Here is a 21647-nt window from a genome sequence, read left to right on the forward strand (position 1 = left end):
GTACTAATTTTTTACATAATCTTGAAGCCATTTTTGTAAGACATTTGCCTTTTCAATTAATTCCTTATTCTTTATAAAAGAATCGAGTTCAAGTATTGAACTTTGTAGGTTCGGTTTAAAGAGTTGAGCATAGGGAATGAATTTCAAATCTTCTAATTTCCAATTATTTTGCATTAGATCAAAAATATGGCTACTTGCCTGTAACAGGATATTCTGATCCACTACTATATATTTTTGCTCAGGCAAACTTTCTATTAGCTTTTTGATTTCTTGATTATATAAAAGCCATGTTTTTAAAAATCGAGTAGCCCACTTACGCTGCAAATATCCCATTCTTCTCTTTTGTTTAAATTTGTCCCAAATGAATCTACTCAACCCTGTTTTAGCGGCATATTTCCGTTCTGTTCTTTTATAAATTCTCGTTATTAACGAGCTAACAACTGTCCTATAGTCTCGAATAACGATCAAATAGTTTGCATTTGGTAATACTTCTCTATAATCATTTATAAAAAGGCAGGTTCTTGGCTCCTTCCAGCCCCAAAGATCATATTTCTCATTTTTCCGTTCAACCAGCCCTCTGAATTCCAGCATCTCATCTGAAGTAAGGTTAGAAGGTAATCTGTCAATCAAACCCGAAAAATGAAGTTTTCTTTTAATAAAAAGACCTTCATGAAACTTTAAAAAGTCCATATCCTCATAATGCCCCTCCTTATTACCTATGCTAGCGCCCAATAAATCATCTCCTAAATGGAGCCCACATTTGTACAACCATTGAGCTAATAAAGAAGTACCAGACCTGTGCATGCCTATTATAACAATCTGACGTTTTTCCTTATTTCCCATTCAATATTGTTTGGTCCAAAATATAGTTGAATAACATCTCAGCCGACTGTTCTACAGTATGAATATCAGTTCTTAAATGTAAATCTGGCCTTAAAGGTTGCTCAAATGAATCTCCCATTCCGGTCAGATTTCTTAATTTATCAGGATCATTATCTGGCAATAAAGCTCTTTTATACAACCCTTTAGTATCTCTTTCAATAAGGGATTCCAATGGACAATCCACAAATACGGTTTTAATCTGGTCCGGATACTTTTGTTTTAAATCCATGCGTACATCTCTGTACGGATGAATGGCGCTGATAATAGCAATCCTGCCTTTTTGGGCAAGTTCAAAGGCAACTTTGGTTAGTCGTTTTAGATTCTCTGTTCGATCTTCTCTGGAAAAACCCAGGTCTTTACACAAAGTTTTTCTATACTGGTCTCCATCGATTACGTCAACGCGCAAGCTCTTTTTTTCTGCCAACGCCTTGACTGCCAGTGCAAGCGTTGTTTTACCTGCACCAGATAGTCCGCATAACTGGATAATCATTTTGTCTCATTCATTTGTTCAAAAATAATATATATATTTTTTGGCAATTATAGCAAATTATATTTCTAAAAATTTAAAAAATCGACTTTTACCGACATTTCTCCTATGTCTGGCTGTTTTAATTTCAGCTTCGAGAAAAACTTGGACACCTAATCCAATAAAAAAGTAAAAAAGACAGACAGGTGTTTAAGTAATTCATCAAATGGGCATATGATCTGTTGAGTCTCCTGCAGTTACGTCTCCCGCCAACAATTCTCTTCGCCCCAGCCGATAATTGGTACCAAGTATTCTAACTGAATGTTGAAAATAATCCATATTAAATTGTCAGCCAAGCTGAAAATCAATATTTATTTTTGATATCCAAAAAAATCGTAATTTTACCGTCCTGCTCAAAAAAAGCCAGGATGCAAGCACAGCATTTGCGGATTCTTGCATTAAAGTGTCCGGGAATAGTCCAGGCCACTAATTATCATAGAAAGCGCTCGGATGGATTATAAATTTTTAATTTATACGTCTTACAGTTACGCCATCCCTATTGGCCGACCGCTGGAACTTGAGATCCTCTCCAGAGGGTATCAAGTGTGCTGGTTTACCTATATCCCTGAAACAAAAGCCCATATACCAAAAGACAGCAAGCTGCTCGCTACCATTCAGGAAGTAATGGACTATGATCCAGATATTATCCTTTCCGTCACGGATTATGTACCGGATTTTCTATCTGGATTAAAAGTGCAGGTTTTCCACGGGTTTAATCCCGACAAAAGAGGAGATGATGATCATTTTAATATCAGGGGATTCTATGACCTGTATTGTACGCAGGGACCTTCAACCACAGGCAAGTTCCTGGAAAAACAAAAGGAGGATCCTCATTTTGAAGTGGTAGAAACTGGTTGGTCCAAAATGGATCCTTTATTTGAAAAGGGAGAAGAAAAAAGCTGTTCACTTCCGGTTATTCTGATTACCTCCACCTTTAGCCACCGGCTCAGCCTGGCCTTAAGAGAGGACGTGCTTGAGGAGGTCAAAAGGCTGGCCACTACCGGTAAATATCAATTTATTACGGTACTACATCCTAAACTTGACGAAGAGATCATCCAAAAATGGAAAGCCTTAAACGGGCCACATTTTACCTTTTATGATACAACAGATCTGGTACCTTTATTTAAAAGGGCAGATATTATGCTCTCTGACACCACCTCTGCCATCCAGGAGTTTATGTTGGCGGATAAGCCCATCGTGACTTTCAGACACCGTAAGCCTAACCCTTGTGTCATTGACGTAACCGAAGCAAGGGAACTGGAAGCAGCGATTGACCAGGCGATTTTGCGTCCAGCCGAACAATTAAATGCCATCCGCCAAGCGGCTGATTTTAACCATCCATACCGGGATGGCAAAAGTAGTGAAAGAGTAATTGACGCCTGTATAATGTCCCTGCATAAGGACAAGTCCCACCTTAAAAATAAATCACTGAATATTATCCGAAAATATAAGATCCGCAAACTTTTACAATATTATCCATTAAAAACCTATCGAAAACCCGCCTATAGGCCAAAGCAGTAATACAAACAACCGCTTAGGCGGTTGCTTAGATTACAAAAAGGTCGGGCGCACCATTTTTTCACACACTTTAAAATCCGCCAGGTATGGAACTGTCCGTTATAATTAGCAGCAGCAACCATGACTCCAACTGTTTAAATAAGGCTTTAACCGGTTTTGCTATGCAACGGTTCAAAGATTTTGAAATTTTAATTGCTGGTATTCAGCCCAGTAAATCTACGCTGGAACTGATAGCATCTTTTAAGCAGCGCTTTCGCGCTATTAAATACATAGAGCAACCTCCAGTAAAAAATAAATCTGCGTTACTCAATATGGCCATTCAGGCAAGTCAGGCCGACTATCTTATTTTCACCGAGGCAAATTGTATTCCCCGTCAAGATTTTCTGCAGATCCATCAAGAGCGAAAGGAAGAGACCTTTTTTCTATCGGGTGGCGCCTTTAAACTAGCACCTCAAATCCATCAGGAAGTGGAGCAACAGCATATTGAGGCGCAGACTTGTTTTGAAACCCGCTGGCTAAAAAGCCATGGTCTCCGTTTTTCCCTTAAAAACCAGCAGCTCTCCAAAAACAAGTTAAAATCCAATATTTTGAACGCCTTGATTCCGGGCAAAGCGCTCTGGAATCCTCATAACGTTTCCTGCTGGAAAAAAGACTTGATGGACATCAACGGCTTTGACGAACAAATCGATGACGCAGATCTGGCGGCCAGGGATCTCTACCAACGGCTCCGCAACAATGATATTAAGGGGATTCGTGTTGGCTTCAATGCTATTTGCCTGCATCTAAATAAAAACACAAAAGATGCACAAAACGCAGTAGCTGTAGCCTTACAGCCTGCGGCTATAAAGCCGCTACGTTCCGCCAGACAGCCGTGGACCCAATATGGCATATACAAGGGCCGAACCCTTCCTGTGCCTTATACGGAAATTGATAAAGGTTAACTGTTTTCCCTTGCCCTTAGGGTATGGGTAAACAACATGGTGACAGGAACTAGGTATAAGCTACAATTTGCGTTTTCTGCCTTTGGCCATTTTCAAAACAGAGCGCATGGATGGCATAAGTAGTTGTTTTAGATGGATTTTAAGTATCTTACCCATCGTTTTAGCCTTGATGTAGCGAAAATTATGATAATGATTGCCCAGTTCAAATTTTAGCTGCTCAATTTTTCAGGGGTAGATAGTTCCTCTGGCAGCATCGTGTCCATAAGTTCCCTGACTCTATAGCGCTCCGTGGCAATTCTATAAGCGGTACGGGAGCGTTCTTCTGCCTGGTATTGTTTGATAGATTCACTATCTAAATGTTTGACCACTTCTTTTACAATCGGATAGTTTTCCTTGGCAAACTGCGGCATATAAAGCCGCATTCTGCCTTCATAGCACTGTTGATCAAAATCAATGGCACGGATATTATATTGGGTCCCTTCGATGTCTGGCGTAATATCCACCACAAAATTATAAGACCGCATATCTCCCAAAAGACGAATAAAGCAGGATTCATTGAACTTGACAAAGGTTTTCAACAACCTGACTTTATTGGTTTCAGGGCTATTTAGGTAATCCCTGATAAAAATATCACCTGGAATACCAGCAATATGCTCTTCAATTAAAGTTTGCCCATAAGTAAAAAAAGTAACCCTGGAGGTAGCCAGTAAATGCTCCCATTCTAATCCATAAATACGATTGGCATCAGCTTTTTTGATATAAAAATGGTCGTAATTGCCATTATTTACATTGACAATACGTATTCTGAAGGGTTGGCTATTGCCAAAACTGCAAAAATCGATTCTCTCAACGCTCAGATTGGCCGCAAAGCTATAATCCCCCTCCGTTTTGAGGATGGCATAACACTTTAATAAGCCGTCTTTTAAAAATCCCATTCCCGCATATCATAACTCACCTGTTCCCAGGCCGTTTCCTCTCCCTGGTCATTAACCAGAGGCCGGGCATAGGTAAAATGAATCAGGTCTTGGTACTGAACGGGTAATATTAGCTCTCTACCATAGGTTTTCAGATAGGTGCGCAGCCTTTCACTGACCGGATAAATCGGCTTTTTCCTGGACGGCGGGGCTGCTTTTTGGGGTTCTATTCTCATACTTACTTTACAAAAATGCAGCTGTGAAACGGCTGCCTTTGTTGCCATAAAAGTACAATTTAAATTTTTAGTCGCTTTAGCGGCTCCTGGATAATATTTTAACTGCTTTTTTGCTTTTTGGCTAGGGGTAAGGCTGATCCCAAACGTAATTACATGGAAGAAACATTTGCCAGTTTTAGTAAAAGAAAAAAAATGAAGAAAATTACCAAATTTGGGGTCAAACTAATCAGACTTCTTTACAGTGACCGTATGGCACTTATTCAGATAATTCTGGGGTTGGTAAGTATTGCTTTTGGGCTCTGGCTAGGTAAGCGACCAGAATATGTGAATATTACGGTAGGCTGTATCCTGATTCTTATGGGGACTTATCAACTCATCTGCAATAAAATAAAAAGGAGAAAACAGATGCACCGCCAACGTACATAGCAGACAAAGACTCATTTTTTTCGATAATCAATTAAGGCAATTCAAATAGTTGACACTTCTTTATTTCCTTCACACAAATGCGTTCATGGAGCAACAGTCTATTCAAGTCTTCCCCTTTAAATTATGCTTCCAAAATCCCCTATTATTTTTAAGCGTTGTTCTTTTCTAACAGAACGATCCTTTGATAATTTTTTATAATTCGATTAAATGCTGCAATGGCTTTAAGGTCAACCACTTTATGGGGAATATCACTAACCGGACAGACTGACTCACTTAATGCAGTGTCAATGTTATCAGTGTAGAAGATGGCTACATCAACGCCAAACAAATCAGCCAATTTTTCCAAAATATCGAGGGAGATTTCCAGCGGCTCTTCAATAGATTTTTCTGCCAGCACTTCTGAGGCCGCTTCATAACAATTGACCAATTCCTTTTTAACCCCGAGAAAAGCGGCTATTGCCTCTTGGCTATAGCCAAAATTTTCTCTTAACCTCTTTATGATGCTACCTTGATGTTGTATTGTTTTCATATATGGCCATTCAAATGTTTGCAATTAATATTACAAAGATCGGCAATTTCTTTAAAAATCCTTTTCTAAAATTGTCAGATTCAGTGCTTCACCGCAAAAATTATAATTTGCGCCCATTTAGCCATGCGTGGTAAACCTATTATAGCATCCAGGCGTTTTTGTATTCTAACCAGGTAGCACAATTTAATATCCATCAACACTGTCATCTCCCCTGGTGTCCGCTGCTGCCTGCATACCAGCTCTTTCTTTAACACCCGTTTTACTCATTTTTTGCTGGTCAAATAATATAATTTCTGTCCTGCCAATACCGTTTACTGTTTTGATGGCATAGCCCATCTGTTTTAGGCTATCTGTTACCCCTGGGGCAAAACCGTCTTCCATCATGGTGGTATCAGGCAGCCACTGATGATGAAACTTAGGCGCTGCTGTCGCTTCTTTGGGTGTTTTCCCATAATCGATAATATCTACGATGGTCTGGAAAACAGAAGTTGGGATCGTTGTTCCACCTGGCGTGCCTACCACCATATAGGGTGCATTATTTTTTAAAACAAGCGTTGGACACATGGAACTCAGCATCCTTTTGCCAGGCTCAATAGCATTGGCGATGCCGCCTACGGCGCCAAACATATTCGGCACGCCGGGCTTGGCGCTGAAGTCATCCATTTCATCATTGAGCAGAAAACCGGCACCTTTTACCACTACCCTACTGCCAAAATTCCCGTTTAAGGTCGTGGTAATGGACACAAGATTTCCCTCTTTATCCGCTACGCAGATATGTGTGGTTTCTTTGTGTTCATAAAGCTGGCCTGCTTTTACAATGGTTGAAGGTGTGGCTTTTGTGGGATCAAAACCTGCCATCCTACTCTTTAGATATGTCTTATTTAGCAAAAGACTGTCGGGTACCTGAAAATAATCCGGATCCCCCATATATTCTGCCCTGTCCGCAAAGGCGCGCCGTTCTGCTTCTGTCATGATATGCACGGCCTTGGCGGATAAAAAGCCCATGGTATCAATATTAAAGGGTTGAATCATGCCCATCATCTGGGCAAGTAATAAGCCGCCGCTGCTGGGAGGCGGAAAACTGACAACCTGGTATCCGTGATAAGCAAACTGTACTGGTGTTCTTGGGATGGCCTGATAACGGTTAAGATCCTGCTGCCTGATAATCCCACCACCTCTTTGCATTTCGGCGACGATTAATTTAGCCGTTCTTCCTGTATAAAACCCTGCGGCGCCTTTATCCCGAATAAGGTTTAAAGTGGCGGCAAGTTCTGGTTGTACCAGCAGATCTCCTGATTGCCATGGGGTAGCTTTGACAAATGCCACTGGCGCATCATTATATCTCTGGAAGTCTTTTTTAAACCTGTTAAGTAACCTGGCCTCACTTTCAGTAATCTTAAATCCTTTTTCCGCAAGTTCAATGGCCGGATCAATCAACTTTTTAAAAGGCAACCTGGCATTTTTATACATACTAAAAATGCCCGCAACCGCCCCAGGGACACCTACTGAGAGATGGCCATCCTGAGATTTATGCAGATCTGCCTGCCCATTGCTATCTAAATACATATTTTTGTTGCTAAAAAGGGCGCTCTCTCCCTAAAGTCCAAGGCCTGGAGCTTGCCATCAGCTGTCCTTGCAACCATAAAACCTCCTCCTCCGATATTGCCTGCTTGTGGGTAAACAACGGCGAGTGCCAGCTGTGTAGCAATTGCGGCGTCATAGGCATTGCCACCCTGGCGCAAAATATCCGCACCAATGCGTGCACCGTAGGCCGATGCGCAGACGACAACTCCGTTTTTATAATGGCCATTTTTAACGGGCCTGGGTTGTGCAGACAGCAAGCCAATGCTTAAACAGAAAAGATTAATCAGTGAAAATAAAGGAAAAATGTTGATTTAATTTTAACATTGTAATATTTTGAAGGATCAAACGATAGGGGCCTACTGCATCCAGACCTGGTTTTCACAGCTTGCTCAAGTAAAATTAACCAATCATTTGCAGTCCGTCCCTCAAAAATTCCGTTATTTTTAGCCGCCTTTCTAAATCTAGCCAATTGAATCAAATCACTGAAATATTTGAATATTTTTCAAGATAATTACACCGGAATACTTTAACTTTCCTCATGAATTAGAAAGCGTTTATCTATACAGCAAAAATTAGAATCTATGATAGTCGATGAAAAAGAAGCAAAAGAAGGATTTGTAAAATCAGAGGTACATAACCATATATCTACCATTTTATTTTATCACCCTAAGGGCAATGCACTCCCTTCAAAACTGTTAAAAAGCTCAAGGAAGAAATAGACCATGGCTCCCATGATGACAATGTTAGAGTGATTTTACTGCGTTCTGTGCAACACGATGTATTTTGCTCAGGCGCTTACTTTAATGAGTTATTGGAAATCAAGGATCAAAAAGCAGCTCAGACATTTTTTATGGGCTTTGCAGAAGTCATAAAATCCATGCGTAAATGTGCCAAACTTATTGTGGCCCGGGTACATGGCAAGGTTGTCGGCGGCGGACTGGGACTGGTAGCTGCTGCGGATTACGCCATCGCCCTTGAAGGTGCTGATGTAAGGCTTAGTGAACTTTCCATTGGCATTGGTCCTTATGTTATTGCGCCAGCCATGGTTCGTAAGATGGGCTTATCCTCATTTAGTCAACTAGCGATCGATGCCCATCTGTGGCGCAACAGTGACTGGGCACGCAGAAAAGGATTATATGCTGAATTACATCCCAATAAGGCCTCTCTGGAAGAATCTATTGAAAGGCTGACCACATCGCTTTCTAAAATTCTCAGGCGGCCAACACCAATCTTAAAAAGATGCTCTGGGAAGACACCCCAGATTGGGATAATTTATTACAGGAGCGTGCTGCCAAGACCGGAGAATTGCTCCTGCAACAACAGGCACAACAGTTTTTAGCCCAGTTCAATAAAAGTGTAATTTTCTAAAATGGGAATTTATTAAAATTTTAAAGAAAAGGCCCCGTTCCAAAAATTAATTGGAGACGGGGCCTTTTTTCATGTGGTTGTAGAAAAATGTATAACCGGCTACTTCAGGCAATTGCCTTAGTCAGCCAAAACTGTAATCAGACTCTTGATGACAGCGCCTAATTTTACGGCTTCTAAAATCTTGATTTCTGGAGTGCCTTCGTTAACGAGTTTGGACTCATGAGAATTGACACAGAGTTCACAACCATTGACAGCTGAAATGACCAGGCTGATCAGTTCAAAAGCTTCTTTGCCGATCACTGGATTCATCATTATAGACATTTTAATACCAGCGGGCTGTGTATTGTAAAATTCTTTACCGGCGAAGTGTCGGAAACGGTAGAATATATTATTGACATTCATAAGAGAAGTCAGGGAGACCACTTCAGCCAATTCTTCTTTTGTGGCGCCTGCCTCAACAGCCGCTGCGCTGAATGCGCTTTTCAGGGGGACAAATTTTTCATTAACGGCCACACTATAAGCGATTAGATAAGCTTCTTTTTGTGACAGATTCTGGGCATTTTTCAATGAATTTGTTACATTAATTTTCAAATCCTTGATATAGCGTGCATTGGTCTGTAATAAAGTCTCTGCTTCTGCAGAGGGCGTATAGTCTTCTACCTGTAAGAAATTCAACAAATTCGTATACGTTTCGTTTTCTATTGCTGTAATTGACATAATATTTAAATAATTTAATTGGAGGATGTTGGTTGATAAAAGAAAGGATCGTTCTTGTTATCCTAAAATAAAGATACTCCTCATTTAAACCAACCTTTTTTTAAAAAAGGGCAGGCAAGTTTTGCCCGCCCACCCTTCTTTTTTTCTTAGTTGTCACTATTTTTCACTTGCTGCAGGAAATTAGTTTAATTCTGCATTTAACTGAGCGGTTAAGGTTTCTTCACCTTTATTCCAGTTACAAGGGCAAAGTTCATCTGTTTGCAACCCGTCCAGTACACGGAGTACTTCTTGTACATTACGACCTACATTGAGATCATTTACGCTCACCCAACGAATAACCCCTTCCTGGTCAATGATAAAAGTGGCACGGTAGGCTACTTTTCTTCTGCTTCCAGAATACCCAGCTCTTCTGCCAGGGATTTAGAAGTATCGGCCAGCATTGGGAATTTAAGGTCTTTTAAATCTTTATGATCTTTTCTCCAGGCGACATGTACAAATTCAGAATCTGTGGATGCACCGATTAAAGTAGTATCACGGTCTGTAAATTCTTCATAATTTCTATTAAACTCAGCTATTTCAGTTGGGCATACAAATGTGAAGTCTTTTGGCCACCAGAACAGTACAGTCCACTTACCTTTCAAATCCTCATTGCTTAAATCAATAAACTCTTTGCCTTTTCAGTTGAAACGGCTGCCTTCTTGGTAAATGTAGGAAACTGACTTCCGATGGATAAAATTCTGTTGCTCATTTTTAATCCTTTTTATTTATATGGTTGATAATTAATTATTACGCTGCAAAATTAGGACAAAACATTATAGGTAAAAATTGTTATTAGCTATCCTGATATAGATAATATCTATAAGATAAATCCGATTTTCTACCAGCTCCCCTCCTGGCTTACCTTACAGCAATTTTCTGTATAAACTTCCGTACTTTTAAAGCCAAAATTTTAGATGCATGAAGCAAGTTAAATGTTTACTAACCCTATTTTTTGCCTGTGTTTGGATGACAACACAGCTAGCTGCGCAACCTTATGTAACCAAATATAAATGGTCCAGGGATGGCGATCAGTATTACACCATAAGTAATGGAGAGATTGTCCGGGTGCATATGCCGGATCAGACCTCCACCACAGTACTCTCTAAAGTGGATCTAACAACCCAAAGTATCAAGCAGCAAGTCAAACCGGAGGACTTTACCATTAGCGAGGATGGCAGCAAAATTCTGATCTATACCAACTCTAAAAAAGTATGGCGATACCATACCCGTGGCGATTACTGGGTCTATGACGTGGCCTCTAAAGCCCTTACTAGGCTTGGTAAAGGCTTGCCAGAAAGTTCTTTGATGTTCGCTAAATTTTCACCAGATGGCAAAAAAGTAGCTTACAGCAGCCAGCATAATATGTACGTGGAAGATTTAACGTCTCATCAGATAAAACAGTTGACTAAGGATGGTACTGATAGGATTATCAATGGCACCTTTGACTGGGTATATGAGGAAGAATTTGGTGCCAGAGACGGATTCAGATGGTCAAATGACAGTAAGAAAATCGCTTTCTGGCATGTAGATGCCAGAAAGATCAAGAATTTTCTGATGATCAATAATACAGATTCTATCTATCCTTTTACCATCCCGGTAGAATATCCGGTAGTGGGAGAAGAACCTTCTGCTGTAAAGATTGGCGTAGTTAATATTGATAATGATAAGATCACCTGGATGCAGATACCAGGAGATCCGAGAGAACATTACCTGCCCCGTATGGAATGGACGACAGGGGATGAAGTAGTCGTTCAGCAACTAGACCGTAAGCAGCAAGTCAGTACACTGTATCTGGCAAACAGCTCAAATGGGGTGGCCCATCCTTTTTATAAAGAAAAAAGCGATACCTGGGTTGATATTAAATCCCGGTGGCATGGGATAATCCGATTGGCTGGGATTTTATTGAACAGGGCAAGGCCTTTTTATGGGTTACGGAAAAAGATGGCTGGCGCCATATCTACCGTGTAGATATGCAGGGCCATGAAAAGTTGATTACCAAAGGAGACTACGATATACTGGATCTGCTCGCCGTCAACGAAAAAGAAGGCTACGTTTATTTTATGGCTTCCCCGGATAATGCCACTCAAAATTATCTTTATAGAACCAAACTGGATGGTTCAGGCAAGGCGGAAAGAGTATCTCCCACAGATGAGCAAGGCACACATTCCTACAATATTTCTCCAAACGGGAAATATGCGGAACACACTTTTTCCAATGCGAATACCTTCCCTATCCGCGATTGGGTAGCGCTTCCTTCCAATAAGATTATCGGCACAAAACCGGTTGCAAGAACGCTGCCTCCCGGCTTTCCACAGGTCAAATATATCCAGATCAAAACAGATGAAGGAATTGTTATGGACGCATCCGTTACGCTGCCTGAGCATTTTGATTCTACAAAAAAATATCCCCTTGTATTTTATGTCTATACCGAACCAGCCAGCTGCACGGTCAAGGACAGCTGGGGCAATGGTCGTAATTTTCTTTATCAGGGGATATGCAAAAAGACGGCTATATCTATGTCAGCATCGACAGTAGAGGCACACCGGCACCAAAAGGCACTGCCTGGAGGCATAGTATTTATAAAAAAGTCGGTATTTTAAATATTCATGATCAGTATGAAGCCGCTAAAAAAGTGGTCGCCTGGCCTTTTGTTGATAAAAACCGGGTCGCTGTATGGGGCTGGAGCGGAGGTGGTTCTACAACGCTGAATCTGATGTTCCAGCATCCGGATGTATATAAAACAGGAATCGCTGTAGCTGCCGTAGCCAACTTTTTGACTTATGACAATGTCTATCAAGAACGTTATATGGGGCTGCCCACCGATCCGGACAATACCTACAAAACCGCCTCCCCTTTGAGCCATGCAGGTGGTCTGGAGGGCAACCTGCTGGTAATTCACGGGTCAGGAGACGATAATGTGCATTATCAGAACGCAGAAATGCTGATAAACGAACTGATTAAACACGATAAGATTTTCAGCTTTATGGAGTTCCCCAATAGAACACATGCACTCTCCGAAGGCGAAGGCACGTCTAAGTTTTTAGCGCATTTATATACGCATTACCTGCAGCAGCACTGTCCTGCTGGCGCAAAATAGGGTTTTACTTTTGCGTGCAGTAACATTGCCCTTTTCTAAAAATCGGAGAAGGTTTATTATCAGGGAAAGCCTACGGTAATTAAATAAAAAATCGGTTTGTGTTTAAATCTAATTAAACACAAACCGATTTTTTATAATCACACACTATTTCTAAAATTGCTTTACTTCAAAAAGCCTTTAGTTCATCCCTTTAGTAAATCTATGGTACATTTATGTATTTATGAACCTGGACGCAAAGATTCCATTGGGGATTGGATTTGACATACTCAATCATCAGAGGCAACATTTGTTTTTCCTTTGACCATTCGGGTTGTAAAAATAACCGGCAGTCTGCGCTAACCTGAGCCGCATGCTCTTCTGCCCACCTAAAATCAGATTTATTGAATACCACTATCTTGAGTTCATTTGCTTTTGCCAAAACATCCGGTAAAGGCGCCTTGAATTTCTTAGGAGAAACACAGACCCAGTCAATGTCCCCGGAAAGAGGGTAAGCACCGGAGGTTTCTACATGCACCCTAAATCCAGCTTCATGTAAAGCCTTGGATAATGGGCCCAGCTCATACATCAGCGGTTCCCCGCCGGTAATCACTGCAATAATATTTTTTCAGCGGCCGATTTACCACTGGCCAGTCCAGTAAATGTCTTTATTTCTGCAAGGGCTTCCTCAAGAATCTGGTCTATGGATTTTACGGGATGCGCCAGCGCATCCCAGCTATCTTTTACATCACACCAAACGCAGCCTACGTCACAACCACCTAGACGAATAAAATAAGCCGCCTGCCCTTGATAAGCACCTTCTCCCTGAAGGGTATAAAAAGCCTCCATTATCGGCAGGGATGTCCCCTCGTTAATGCCTAGCTCAGACCTTTGAGCTTGCAAGGCGATTTCAGTCATCTTATCTTGTACATCCATTGTTTCAATTATCTCCTATATTCCCTTTAAAACCGTTATGCGCTTAGCTTATCTTGGATTATCTTGGACTATCCTGGATTATCTTGGATTTTACGGTTATTTATTGTTTAGCGGCGGCTGCAGTACGCTTTCATAGGCGACCAGGGTATTTTGCAATAATCCTGCAATCGTCATCAGACCCACGCCACCTGGTACTGGGGTAATATAAGATGCTTTAGAGGCAACAGCCTCAAAATCAACGTCCCTTTAATGCGGTAGCCTCTTTTGGCTGTAGCATCTTCTACTCTGGTAATACCCACGTCGATTATAATCGCGCCTTCATTGACCATTTCTGGTTTAACAAAGCCAGGACGCCCCAGGGCTGCAACAATAATATCTGCCTGCAGGCAGAGCTCTTCAAGATTAGGTGTATGAGAATGACAAAGCGTAACGGTGCAATTGCCATAGGGATTATTGGTACTCAGCAGGATACTCATGGGTCTACCCACGATATTGCTTCTACCAATCACCACCGCATGTTTGCCTTTGGTGGAAATATGATAATGCTCCAGCATCAACATAATGCCATAGGGCGTAGCCGGGATAAAAGTGGGCATGCCCAATGTCAGATTACCGGCACTGACCGGATGAAACCCGTCCACGTCTTTTGTGGGATCTATGGCTGCGATCACTTTTTGTTCATCAATATGTTTTGGCAGCGGTAACTGTACCAGGATACCATCTACTGACGGGTCCTCATTGAGTTTTTGGATCTCTGAGAGCAGATCTGCCTCAGTGATATCCACTTCCCGTCTGATTTCAGTAGACTGATAACCGATTTCTGCACAGGTTTTTACTTTGCTGGCCACGTAAGTTTCAGACGCGCCGTTATTGCCTACCAGGATAACTGCCAGGTGTGGTGCACGGGCACCTGATGCGATAATTTTATCAACTTTTGCTTTCAGTTGTTCTTTGACCGCCTTTGAGGCGACCTTTCCATCTAATAATTGCATGGTGCAAAGATAATTTTAAAGATTGAATTTCCTTGAATTGGAATCATATTATATATTATCAGAATATCGTCTAAATTTAACTAAATAAATAATTCTGTAATATTTGTTTCAGGTCCCCTATCTTAGGCACCGCACCATATCGCCCGGTAAGATACCTTTCCCCTCTAACAGCTGGGCTATGATTTTCAACCCGTTTACTTTCCAAAAAGGAAGAATCTGGATTATTTTGAGCCTGCCAATCCTCAAAATAAACAAAATCTGATAAACAGAATAACTCGGTAGCCTCTTTATTTTTTTCTGCAAAGTAAATCTGATCTTCCCTGGTTTTGGTATGCGTCATAAGACAAGTATCGTTTGTGCTAAAAAAAAGTTGCGACCGGTTGGGGTTTGTGGCAGGATCTAAAAATATTTCTATAAGTTTTAATTTCAAGGCAGGGTGTAGCCCTCTATCTATATCATCTATAGCTAGTAAACCGCCCTCCATAAGAGCGTTAATCAAAGGTTCCAGCATTTGAATTATTTGACGAGTACCAGAAGATCCATAGCCAATGCCACTATTTTGCGCCTCCTCACTAAATGACAACGGCGTCATATCCAGATTAAAAGCATCGAAAAGCTTTATAGCTAAAGTCTTATACATGTTTATAAATGCATAAGACTTTTTATCACATCGGTACTCAGTTCACCTTCTCCAACAACTTTGCATTGTTTTCCAAACCAATCAAGTACTACTACAGCCTCTTCAATTTTCATATTGGTACAAGTAGTTAAAAACAAATTATTGCTTCCTGTCGCCACAATAGCTTTGTTTATCTGCTTTTCCTGATCCTTAAAGCTATTATGATTGGCATCTATAATATCACATTCTCTCTCAAATAGATTAATTTCATCTAGCTGGTTTACCTCCTGACGATATAGCCATTCACGCTGCACTGCTACTGCATTGTAACAGAAACCATATCTATACTTAACTTGATTTCCACCAATAAAAATGATTTCAAATTCCGTGAGAGCTAAATCAGGATCACTCCAAAAAAAGGGGGCAAAAGGCAAACACTGTCTCGTTTTGTAACCATCTGAAGACAAGACCATCTTCTGCATACAACTTATGGCATTAAACAGACTGGATTTACCACTGCCATTTTTGCCATAAATGGCTAATGTATTCAGGGCAGTGTAGCTTCCTATCCTAAAAATATTTTCTTGATATTGTTTGTCAGTGGTGACAGGCATAAAGCTCAATATCACTTCTTTTCCAATGGACCGAAAACCGGCCACTTTAATTTGTATCAACATGGCAATTCATCGAATATTGCTTGCAAAGCTATATTATTTTTTTTATTTTTATGTATCTATCCGCCTTAAAATCAATTAATTTCCTATTTTTAAGCTGGAAGTCTGCAAAAAAAATTTGCCAGTAATTAAAACAGTATTAATTTTGCTAACGGTGTTAACTTAAAAGATCATGGGAATAACAGAAAGAAAAGCACGTCAAAAAGAAAACGTCCGCGCTCAGATCCTGGAAATGGCTTGGCAAATTGTCAAGGAAGAGGGCTGGCAGGCGCTTTCCATCCGCAAAATTGCGGATGGTATAGAATACAGCGTGCCTGTTATCTATGATCATTTTGCAAACAAGGAAGCGATTTTATATGAACTGTCTCTTCATGGATTTGATCTGCTCAAACAAGATCTGGATAAAAACCGGAAAAACGCCGAAAACCCGGAAGCCTTGTTAAGAGCGCATGTGGACAGTTACTGGAATTTCGCATTCAGGAATAAGGAATATTATCAACTGATGTATGGGCTTGGGATGCCTTGCTGTGGTGCCGGCAAAATGAATTCTCAGGTCAATATTTTCCGTGATTATGTTCTGGAAGTCATCGAGGAGATTATGCGCCAGCGAGGTTCTGACACCAGTCAGCTTTGCTTTAAATCTTATGCATTATGGTCGATTATTCATGGACTAATCTCCATTATGCAAATGCGCGTCTCTGATATCGATGACACCTTAAACAAACAGGTCCTGACAGAATCCCTGGAGGCATATATCAAAAATCTATAAATCGATTAATTTTTTTTATCATTCAACTAACACCGTTACTTTTAATAACACTGTTATAATCTTGAAAATCATGACCAAAAAATCAAATTTATCCAACAAAAAATGGCATCTCGTTGTAATCGCTGGCCTTTCATTACTGGCAGCCACCTTACTATCCAGATGCACAGAACCTACGCAGGCAGCAGTTGCTACCCCTCCGGCCCCAACCCTGCCAGTAATTCAGGTAAGTCAGGAACCTGTTACAACTTACCGGGATTATACCGCAAATGTTGAAGGGTCGAAAGACATAGAAATCCGGCCACAGGTCAAAGGCATTTTAAGCCATATTTATGTGGACGAAGGGGCATATGTGGAAAAAGGCCAACTTTTATTCCAGATTGATCCTAGTCCCTACAAACAGGCCTATCAACAGGCTTCCGCCAGTCTGGCTTCAGCTGAAGCGTCTTTAAAAGTTGCCCGTATCAATGCCGACAGGCTGGAACCTCTTGTTCAAAGAAAAGTGGTATCCGATGTGGAACTGCAAACAGCCCGGGCCAGCTATGAACAGGCTAAGGCAGCCGTAGCAGGCGCCAAAGCTGCTGAGGCCAGCGCCAATATCAACCTGAATTATACCAGGATCACTGCACCGGTTGCTGGTTATATCAGTTCCATTCCCTATAAAATGGGGAGCCTGGTGGGAGACAATGATGATCAGGCGCTCACTGTTCTATCTGAAACAAAGCAGATGCACGTCTACTTCTCCATGAGTGAAAAGGACTTTATGGATTTTAAGGCTTCTTATACAGGCGCCTCATTGGAAGAAAAACTAGCCAAAGTACCACCTGTGGAACTGATACTAGCCGATGGAACAATCTATGGGCAAAAGGGTAAGGTTGAACTGGTGGAAGGTTCCTTTAATAAGGATGCCGGTGCTATCAGCTTCAGAGCTTCCTTCCCTAATGAACATGGACTGCTGCGCTCTGGCAATACTGGAAAGATCCGCTTATTCGGGCAGGCAGTGCATGGCATTTTGATCCCTCAGGGTGCCACCTTTGAAATTCAGGATAAGACCTTTGCCTTTTTACTAACGGATAGCAATAAGGTGAAGAGTGTCCCTGTTCAGATCGCGGTTAAAAAAGGTAATTATTACGTATTAAGTGAAGGACTTAAGCCAGGCGACAAGATCGTTTTACAGGGCCTTGACAGACTGAAAAATGGTATGCAGATCGCACCAGAAGCTGTATCCATGGACAGCCTGACAAAAGCCAATCCATATTAAGTGCGTAAATATGTAAACGCAATTCATCGTGCTCATTTCTAAAAACAAAAAAGACGTCTGACAATTATTGAAGTTTTAAAATAATGAAAGGATCGGCTAATATTTCTTAAATCACCGGTCACTACGATTGGGTATTTAACCGGTGATTTAAGCAATACTATTCTCCTACATTTCAATTAAAAGCAAGCAGAGAAAAACAGACCGGCTTTATTATTCCCTACTAAAAATCAACGTTTTTTAGTGGACTGGGAAACTATTGCCAAGTCAATATGTACCGGTTGTTTAATTGGTTTTAATAGCGCTTAATTGAAATGTGAGTTCTGCTCAGCAAAGCGCATAATTGAAAAAAAAACTTCAAATCAGGCGGTCACAACTCCGCATTAAACCATGTTTAAAAAATTTATTGAAAGACCGGTTTTATCGACAGTTATATCCATATTACTGGTTCTAGTGGGCCTGATCGCCCTATTCACACTTCCCATCACGCAGTTCCCGGATATTGCGCCGCCTACCGTTCAGGTAACGGCCTCCTATCCAGGGGCCAATGCGGAAGTCGTCGCGCGTTCTGTTGCTACACCTATCGAAGAGGCCGTCAATGGCGTAGAGAATATGACATATATGACCTCCAACTCTTCCAATGACGGTACTATGACCCTGAATGTATATTTCAAACAGGGCACAGATCCGGACATTGCCGCCGTGAACGTCCAAAACAGGGTATCTAAGGCGACCAGCCAGGTCCCTCAGGAAGTTATACAAGCGGGCATTTCCACCCAAAAACAGCAAAACAGTATTATCATGTTTTTAGCGCTTTCCAGTAAGGACAGCAGCTATGATGAGGCTTTTTTGCAAAATTACATTAAGATCAATCTGATTCCGCAGTTGCAGCGTATCCCAGGTGTTGCCCAGGCGCAGCCTTTTGGTAGCAGGGATTACTCCATGCGAATCTGGCTGAAGCCCGACCGGCTGAATGCCTACGGGCTCTCTCCTCAGGATGTCACAACAGCCATCCAGAATCAGAGTCAGGAAGCTGCTCCCGGCAGGCTGGGCCAGAGTTCAGGTGAGGTATTTGAATATGTTTTAAAATACCGTGGCAAGCTTAGCAAAGTGGCTGACTATGAAAATATCGTAGTCAAAACCGGCGCTGACGGTGCACTGATCCGGTTAAAAGATGTCGCCAGAGTGGAACTGGGTTCATTTACCTATTCTTCTAATAGTGCTTTAAATGGTAAACCAACTTCCGGTATTGCTATTTATCAGACTGCCGGCTCCAATGCCAACGATATCCTTACCGAAATAGAGCGTCAGACCAAGCAGTTTTCTAAGGATCTGCCAGAAGGGCTTTCTATTACGACCATGTATAACTCTAAAGAGTTTTTAGATAGTTCTATCCATCTGGTGGTAGAAACCCTGATAGAAGCTTTTATCCTGGTATTTATTGTGGTATTCCTATTTCTTCAGGATTTGCGTTCCACACTGATCCCGGCCATCGCTGTACCAGTAGCGATTATCGGCACCTTTTTCTTCATGAAATTATTTGGGTTCAGCATCAATCTGTTAACGCTCTTTGCTTTGGTACTGGCCATTGGGATTGTGGTGGATGATGCCATTGTGGTAGTGGAAGCCGTCCATGCTAAAATGGAGACCACCAGTCTTACGGCCAGAAACGCCACCATTCAATCCATGCGGGAAATCTCAGGGGCCATTATCTCTATTACCCTGGTAATGGCGGCCGTATTTATACCAGTTGGTTTTATGGAAGGTCCGGCGGGTGTTTTCTACCGGCAGTTTGCCTTTACACTGGCTATAGCCATTTTGATTTCTGCGCTGAACGCCTTAACACTGAGCCCGGCACTGAGTGCCCTGATTTTAAAAGGGCATGCGGATAAACACCCAGAAGGTGAGCTTAGCGGTGAGGGTGCACTACCGGGTGGTAGCCATCCGGGGCAAAAGCAGCAAAAACGAGGCTTAGGTAAGCGCTTTTTTGATGCCTTTAATGCAGGATTTACGGCGCTCACTGAAAGGTATCTTTCAGCCATCAGACTGCTCATCAAAAGAAAATGGCTGGCCATTGGGTTTTTAGTCGCCATTACTGGTGCCACCTGGTGGATGGCTCAGCGTACCCCCAGTGGATTTATTCCAACAGAAGATCAGGGGTTCTTACTCTACGCCGTTAATACACCTCCGGGTAGCTCGCTTGCGACAACCCATAAGGCCATGGAGCAAATTGACAGTATTGTCATGAAACAGCCTTTTACGGCCAATCACTACACGGTGGAAGGGCTGAACTTTATCTCTAATGCCAATGCGGCACCCTATGGCGCCGGTTTTATCCGGATGAAAAAGCCTGAAGATCGTGGTCCGATCAAAAGCTATGATCAGATCGCTGCCATGATGACGCAAAAGGTGGCCACTGAGGTCAAAGGCGCCAGCGCCTTTTTCTTCACCTTTCCTACTATCCAGGGATTCGGGAATGTCAGCGGTTTTGAATTTATGCTGCAGGACAGAGGTTACGGCAGCCTGGGCAATCTGGACACAGTGGCACATGCATTCATAGGCGAGCTCATGCAGCGAAAAGAAATCGCCTATGCATTTACCACTTATGCAGCCGGTAACCCACAATATGAGTTACAGATTGATGATGATAAAGCGTTGCAGTTAGGTGTTTCCGTAGGGGACTTACTTAGGACATTACAGGTCTACTATGGTAGCAGCTTTGTGGATGATTTTAACCGGTTTGGTAAATACTACCGGGTCATCGCCCAGGCAGATATCCCCTACCGGATGGATGAGTCTTCGCTCAACGGCATTTATGTAAAAAGTAAGGAAGGTAAAATGGTCCCTGCTAACCTTTTGGTACATTTTAAAAGGACTTATGGTCCGGAAACAGTTACGCGTAACAACCTTTTTAATGCGGTGACGATTAACGGAGTGCCTACACCAGGTTATAGCACAGGGGATGCCATTGAGGCAATTAAAGAAACGGCGGCCAAGTTCCTGCCGAATAATTTCCATTATGAATGGACGGGGATGACCAGAGAGGAGATAAATTCTGGGTCACAGATTATTTTGATCTTTATTATGAGCCTGGTCTTTGTCTACTTCCTGCTCTCGGCGCAATACGAGAGTTATATCCTGCCACTGGCCATTATTCTGACCATACCGCTTGGTGTATTTGGTGTCATGGGCTTTATTAATCTGTTTGGCATAGATAATAATATCTACGTACAGGTCTGTCTGATTATGCTGATCGGGCTGCTGGCGAAAAATGCCATTTTGATTGTGGAATATGCAGTTCAAAGAAGAAAGGCAGGTATGCCGCTGGTACAATCTGCCCTGGAAGCTGCCAAATTGCGGCTTCGTCCGATCCTTATGACTTCCTTTGCCTTTATCGCAGGCTTGTTACCGCTGATGCGGGCAACGGGCGCCTCTGCGCTGGGTAATCGTTCAATCGGCACAGGCGCCGTAGGTGGTATGCTGTCAGGCGTGTTACTCGGCATCTTTATTATTCCTGTACTCTATGTTATTTTCCAATATCTGCAGGAAAAAGTTACCGGTCCTGCGACAAGGAAAAGACAGTTGGCGGCAGCTGCTGCTAATGCTGAGGAGCAAAACCCCGATCATGATGGAAAAAACAAGTAAGCGA

General features: G+C 42.0%; 24 protein-coding genes and 1 pseudogene. 10 read left to right on the forward strand and 15 right to left on the reverse strand.

All coding sequences use genetic code 11. The annotated features are described in order from the left end of the window. Positions 1 to 3: 3 nt before the first annotated feature. Positions 4 to 843, reverse strand: a complete 840-nt coding sequence (locus tag FSB73_RS04205) for a sulfotransferase (protein ID WP_146780260.1) — start codon at positions 841 to 843, stop codon at positions 4 to 6. Beyond that, positions 833 to 1372, reverse strand: coding sequence for an adenylyl-sulfate kinase (gene cysC / locus FSB73_RS04210; RefSeq protein WP_146780261.1), 540 nt, complete (start codon positions 1370 to 1372; stop codon positions 833 to 835). The genes FSB73_RS04205 and cysC overlap by 11 nt, the downstream gene beginning before the upstream one ends. Before the next feature lie 486 nt (positions 1373 to 1858). Here cysC and FSB73_RS04215 point away from each other — a divergent pair, with 486 nt between their 5' ends. Then, positions 1859 to 2929 (forward strand): UDP-N-acetylglucosamine 2-epimerase, encoded by a 1071-nt coding sequence (locus tag FSB73_RS04215; RefSeq protein WP_146780262.1) that lies wholly within the window; start codon positions 1859 to 1861, stop codon positions 2927 to 2929. 83 nt (positions 2930 to 3012) lie between these two features. After that, positions 3013 to 3867, forward strand: a complete 855-nt coding sequence (locus tag FSB73_RS04220) for a glycosyltransferase (protein ID WP_146780263.1) — start codon at positions 3013 to 3015, stop codon at positions 3865 to 3867. 209 nt (positions 3868 to 4076) lie between these two features. Here FSB73_RS04220 and FSB73_RS04225 read toward each other — a convergent pair whose 3' ends face one another. Both FSB73_RS04225 and FSB73_RS24080 read right to left on the reverse strand, forming a co-directional pair. Continuing rightward, the gene (locus FSB73_RS04225; protein WP_225974469.1) at positions 4077 to 4802 is read right to left on the reverse strand and encodes a hypothetical protein; all 726 of its coding nucleotides are present in this window, start codon (positions 4800 to 4802) and stop codon (positions 4077 to 4079) included. Next, complete coding sequence (locus FSB73_RS24080) at positions 4790 to 5065, reverse strand: hypothetical protein (protein ID WP_225974470.1); 276 nt, start codon at positions 5063 to 5065, stop codon at positions 4790 to 4792. Before FSB73_RS24080 ends, FSB73_RS04225 begins: the two co-directional genes overlap by 13 nt. Positions 5066 to 5209: 144 nt before the next feature. Between FSB73_RS24080 and FSB73_RS04230 the strand changes: the two genes are divergently transcribed. Next, positions 5210 to 5443, forward strand: a complete 234-nt coding sequence (locus FSB73_RS04230; protein ID WP_158639408.1) for a hypothetical protein — start codon at positions 5210 to 5212, stop codon at positions 5441 to 5443. Positions 5444 to 5591: 148 nt separating this feature from the next. Here the strand turns inward: FSB73_RS04230 and FSB73_RS04235 are convergent, their stop codons facing one another. Further along, positions 5592 to 5972 (reverse strand): helix-turn-helix domain-containing protein, encoded by a 381-nt coding sequence (locus tag FSB73_RS04235; RefSeq protein WP_146780265.1) that lies wholly within the window; start codon positions 5970 to 5972, stop codon positions 5592 to 5594. 183 nt (positions 5973 to 6155) lie between these two features. After that, positions 6156 to 7813 (reverse strand): annotated as a pseudogene (gene ggt, locus FSB73_RS04240) (gamma-glutamyltransferase). A gap of 491 nt (positions 7814 to 8304) precedes the next feature. Here ggt and FSB73_RS04245 point away from each other — a divergent pair. Further along, the gene (locus FSB73_RS04245; protein ID WP_262712488.1) at positions 8305 to 8895 is read left to right on the forward strand and encodes an enoyl-CoA hydratase/isomerase family protein; all 591 of its coding nucleotides are present in this window, start codon (positions 8305 to 8307) and stop codon (positions 8893 to 8895) included. 146 nt (positions 8896 to 9041) lie between these two features. On the opposite strand, the gene FSB73_RS04250 is transcribed toward FSB73_RS04245, so the two are convergent. The 3 genes from FSB73_RS04250 to FSB73_RS27915 all read right to left on the reverse strand — a co-directional run bounded on the left by FSB73_RS04250 (position 9042) and on the right by FSB73_RS27915 (position 10282). Continuing rightward, a complete protein-coding gene (locus FSB73_RS04250) occupies positions 9042 to 9641 on the reverse strand; it encodes a carboxymuconolactone decarboxylase family protein (RefSeq protein ID WP_146780266.1) in 600 nt (199 codons plus the stop codon). A 180-nt stretch (positions 9642 to 9821) separates the two neighbouring features. Beyond that, positions 9822 to 9968, reverse strand: coding sequence for a thioredoxin domain-containing protein (locus FSB73_RS27910; RefSeq protein WP_225974471.1), 147 nt, complete (start codon positions 9966 to 9968; stop codon positions 9822 to 9824). A 47-nt stretch (positions 9969 to 10015) separates the two neighbouring features. Beyond that, positions 10016 to 10282, reverse strand: coding sequence for a redoxin domain-containing protein (locus FSB73_RS27915; RefSeq protein ID WP_262712489.1), 267 nt, complete (start codon positions 10280 to 10282; stop codon positions 10016 to 10018). 316 nt (positions 10283 to 10598) lie between these two features. On the opposite strand from FSB73_RS27915, the gene FSB73_RS26270 reads away from it, so the two are divergent. The 3 genes from FSB73_RS26270 to FSB73_RS24095 are packed head-to-tail and all read left to right on the forward strand — an operon-like array spanning position 10599 to position 12777. After that, entirely contained in the window at positions 10599 to 11648 is a 1050-nt protein-coding gene (locus tag FSB73_RS26270; protein WP_262712490.1) for a DPP IV N-terminal domain-containing protein, read from the forward strand. Next, positions 11549 to 12280 (forward strand): DPP IV N-terminal domain-containing protein, encoded by a 732-nt coding sequence (locus tag FSB73_RS26275; RefSeq protein WP_262712491.1) that lies wholly within the window; start codon positions 11549 to 11551, stop codon positions 12278 to 12280. Before FSB73_RS26270 ends, FSB73_RS26275 begins: the two co-directional genes overlap by 100 nt. Continuing rightward, the gene (locus FSB73_RS24095) at positions 12175 to 12777 is read left to right on the forward strand and encodes a prolyl oligopeptidase family serine peptidase (RefSeq protein WP_225974472.1); all 603 of its coding nucleotides are present in this window, start codon (positions 12175 to 12177) and stop codon (positions 12775 to 12777) included. The genes FSB73_RS26275 and FSB73_RS24095 overlap by 106 nt, the downstream gene beginning before the upstream one ends. A 199-nt stretch (positions 12778 to 12976) precedes the next feature. Here the strand turns inward: FSB73_RS24095 and FSB73_RS24100 are convergent, their stop codons facing one another. The 6 genes from FSB73_RS24100 to FSB73_RS04280 form a co-directional block, all read right to left on the reverse strand. Beyond that, positions 12977 to 13366, reverse strand: a complete 390-nt coding sequence (locus FSB73_RS24100) for a 7-carboxy-7-deazaguanine synthase QueE (RefSeq protein WP_225974473.1) — start codon at positions 13364 to 13366, stop codon at positions 12977 to 12979. Beyond that, the gene (locus tag FSB73_RS24105) at positions 13363 to 13689 is read right to left on the reverse strand and encodes a 7-carboxy-7-deazaguanine synthase QueE (RefSeq protein WP_225974474.1); all 327 of its coding nucleotides are present in this window, start codon (positions 13687 to 13689) and stop codon (positions 13363 to 13365) included. The genes FSB73_RS24100 and FSB73_RS24105 overlap by 4 nt, the downstream gene beginning before the upstream one ends. A gap of 96 nt (positions 13690 to 13785) precedes the next feature. Further along, positions 13786 to 13893, reverse strand: coding sequence for a hypothetical protein (locus FSB73_RS26280; RefSeq protein WP_262712607.1), 108 nt, complete (start codon positions 13891 to 13893; stop codon positions 13786 to 13788). Continuing rightward, positions 13863 to 14681, reverse strand: a complete 819-nt coding sequence (locus FSB73_RS04270; RefSeq protein WP_262712492.1) for a bifunctional 5,10-methylenetetrahydrofolate dehydrogenase/5,10-methenyltetrahydrofolate cyclohydrolase — start codon at positions 14679 to 14681, stop codon at positions 13863 to 13865. Before FSB73_RS04270 ends, FSB73_RS26280 begins: the two co-directional genes overlap by 31 nt. A gap of 76 nt (positions 14682 to 14757) precedes the next feature. After that, the gene (locus FSB73_RS04275) at positions 14758 to 15321 is read right to left on the reverse strand and encodes an AAA family ATPase (RefSeq protein ID WP_146780267.1); all 564 of its coding nucleotides are present in this window, start codon (positions 15319 to 15321) and stop codon (positions 14758 to 14760) included. A gap of 2 nt (positions 15322 to 15323) precedes the next feature. After that, entirely contained in the window at positions 15324 to 15977 is a 654-nt protein-coding gene (locus tag FSB73_RS04280; protein WP_146780268.1) for an AAA family ATPase, read from the reverse strand. 169 nt (positions 15978 to 16146) lie between these two features. Between FSB73_RS04280 and FSB73_RS04285 the strand changes: the two genes are divergently transcribed. The 3 genes from FSB73_RS04285 (at position 16147) to FSB73_RS04295 (ending at position 21643) form a co-directional block, all read left to right on the forward strand. Beyond that, positions 16147 to 16743, forward strand: coding sequence for a TetR/AcrR family transcriptional regulator (locus tag FSB73_RS04285; protein ID WP_146780269.1), 597 nt, complete (start codon positions 16147 to 16149; stop codon positions 16741 to 16743). Between the two features lie 70 nt (positions 16744 to 16813). After that, positions 16814 to 18001 (forward strand): efflux RND transporter periplasmic adaptor subunit, encoded by a 1188-nt coding sequence (locus tag FSB73_RS04290; RefSeq protein ID WP_146780270.1) that lies wholly within the window; start codon positions 16814 to 16816, stop codon positions 17999 to 18001. Positions 18002 to 18388: 387 nt separating this feature from the next. Beyond that, positions 18389 to 21643, forward strand: a complete 3255-nt coding sequence (locus tag FSB73_RS04295) for an efflux RND transporter permease subunit (protein ID WP_146780271.1) — start codon at positions 18389 to 18391, stop codon at positions 21641 to 21643. Positions 21644 to 21647: the final 4 nt, after the last annotated feature.

This window comes from Arachidicoccus ginsenosidivorans, from assembly GCF_007971385.1.
Lineage (GTDB): Bacteria > Bacteroidota > Bacteroidia > Chitinophagales > Chitinophagaceae > Arachidicoccus > Arachidicoccus ginsenosidivorans.